Genomic DNA, 2,354 nt, shown 5'->3' with positions numbered 1-2,354 from the left:
TTACCGCAATCGATTGACCGGCGTCAGCGTGGGGGGCACGGCCACGGCCACCTACACGTACGATGCCCTCGACCGCCGGATCGGGACGAACCTGAGCGGCACCCAGACGTGGACCGTCTACGACGACACGAACGCGTATGCCGATTTCAACAGTGCCGGCACGCTCCAGAACCGCTACACCTACGGCCCGGCCGTGGACGAGCTGCTGGCCCGGACCTCGTCGGGCGGGACGACGGCCTGGTACCTGAGCGACCGCCTGGGCACGGTGCGCGACATCGCCAGCAGCGCCGGGGCGGTGATCTACCACGCCTCGTACGACAGCTACGGCAAGGTCCTGGCCGAGAGCGGCGGCGCCAGCGGCGACCGCTTCAAGTACGCCGGCATGGAATACGACGCCGCGATCGCCCTCTACTACGACAACGCCCGCTACTACGACCCCGCCGTCGGCCGCTTCACCGCCCTGGACCCGATCGGCCTCGGCGGCGGCGACCCGAACTTCTATCGGTACGTCGGCAACGGGCCGACGAACGCGACGGATCCGACGGGGTTGGCCGCGGCGACGGCAAACACCGAGGTCGTCGATGGGAGCGGTATACACAAGTCCCCGTTCCAACCCAGCCCTGGAGACACGTTTCCCAGCGAAACTCCTCCAGGCGGCTGGGAAATCCCCTGGTGGGAGGCAGTTAAGGGAGGAGCGGGCAGTATATGGGATAATACTGTCGGCGGACTGATCAATGAGGGGGGGACCGTCTGGCAGAACACGGGCGGATCGGGCATGTCTACTCCGGAACGAATCTATACAACTGTTGGAACGACTGTGGCGACCGTGGTCGGCGTTCGACAACTCGACGATGCTTTTCATGAGCACGACGCTGTGGACGGTCACAAGCAGTCCGTTCTTGAGAGGGTCGGTGATGGTGTCGGCGGGTCCCTGCAACTGGTCAGCACCGCAATCGGAATCAGTGGCGCCATCAAATCAGCCGGGCCTCTAATTCGATCTGGAGAGTGCTTCGCAGCAGGCACGCCCCTGATCACTCCTGATGGATCGAACCTTGTTGAGAATCTTCGAGTGGGTGATCTTGTATTGTCTCGTGATCAAAATAATCCCTATAGCGCAGTCGTAGCGAAGCGGATACGGACTACTTTTGAGTCATTCGCACCGATCCTTGAGATATGGCTCGGTGGCCAAGTGATTCGGACTACCGCCAAACATCCATTTTGGGTAGAAGGTAAAGGTTGGGTCGAAGCCGAGCAACTTCGCCAGGGCGATCTCATTAGAGGTCTCACGGCTGACTTCATTGCCGTTCAGAAGGTTGAAGGCCCCAGAGAACCAGCATCAGTTTACAATGTAGAAGTCGAGGACTTTCATACATATTTCATCGGAGATACTACTTGGGGATTCGCTGTCTGGGCGCATAATGCAGATTGTTTTGACTGGGCCATCGACTATCTTCAGAAGGCTGGAACCGGAGAAATCCAGAAGATTACTCCAATTACGCCTCGCATGCCAGCTCTTCCCGGATACCCGGTTCCTGGTCAACCATCTCCTCCGTTCTTTAATCATGCCGTGCATCTAGAAAACGGAATCCTCCGTGATCCAGCGCATCCAGGAGGTATACCACTCGAGGATTGGATTGATGCATTGAAAACAATCAATAAAGATCCTGATGTTATGGATCTTTTGAGGTGGCACCCTTGGAATCCAGGAGATCCTAGATGACGAGCGAATTGCTGGATGAGATCAGGCATCAGCTTGAGATGATAGCGAGATCGCCGTACGGGTACGGCACGCTCGAATACTCCGAGGGATTGATTGTAACTCTGGTAAGAGTAGCATATTCTCTTCACAACAATTGTTCCCTTTCGAAATCCACGGAGATTGTGGATAGCGTAATCGCAGATCTGACCAACGATGTTCCGAAAGCTCAAAACCAGTATGTCTTCCTGTGCGAAAAGGAAGCCATACCTCACCGCAAGCAAGATGTGGGACTCTTAAGAGCCAGAGCCATTGAATTGATTCAGCGAACGATCGGCCGGGAGGTCTGAGGAGGTCTGGAGGGGCCAGGCATCAATGATGAGGGCGATAAGGGGTCAGGAGGGCGATAAGGGGTCAGGAGGGCGATAAGGGGTCAGGAGGGCGATAAGGGGTCAGGAGGGCGATAAGGGGTCAGCGGCATCAATGGCCAGGCACCCAAAGAGGGTGGTCTGGGGGATGCAGAGAAGAATGTCGGGCTATCCAGTCGGTATCGTGGGCAGCACGGGTCGGTCGTTGGCCGGATTGAACTTCGACGAAATCGAGCGGGGCTGACGATGCGAGGGGCCGGGCCGGTGTGGAGCGGTACGGAGCCGGCGTG

At 57.6% G+C, this 2,354-nt stretch carries 2 protein-coding genes; both read left to right on the top strand.

Features of this window, described 5'->3' with window-relative positions; all coding sequences use genetic code 11:
* Window positions 1-1,720: RHS repeat-associated core domain-containing protein (locus G6O54_RS36685; RefSeq protein WP_304511166.1), on the top strand; the 1,720-nt coding region annotated here is incomplete at its 5' end.
* The gene (locus G6O54_RS36680) at window positions 1,717-2,046 is read left to right on the top strand and encodes a hypothetical protein (RefSeq protein WP_165236011.1); all 330 of its coding nucleotides are present in this window, start codon (window positions 1,717-1,719) and stop codon (window positions 2,044-2,046) included. The genes G6O54_RS36685 and G6O54_RS36680, both read left to right, overlap by 4 nt.
* Window positions 2,047-2,354 lie beyond the last annotated feature (308 nt).

It is taken from the genome of Aquisphaera insulae (assembly GCF_011064615.1).
GTDB lineage: Bacteria > Planctomycetota > Planctomycetia > Isosphaerales > Isosphaeraceae > Aquisphaera > Aquisphaera insulae.
The sequence above is the reverse complement of the archived record's forward strand: the minus strand, read 5'-3'. Positions and strand labels throughout refer to the sequence as shown.

Bases quoted from the DNA above. Each gene is read 5' to 3' on its own strand.
- G6O54_RS36680 (WP_165236011.1), top strand. From the start codon at position 1,717: ATGACGAGCGAATTGCTGGATGAGATCAGGCATCAGCTTGAGATGATA.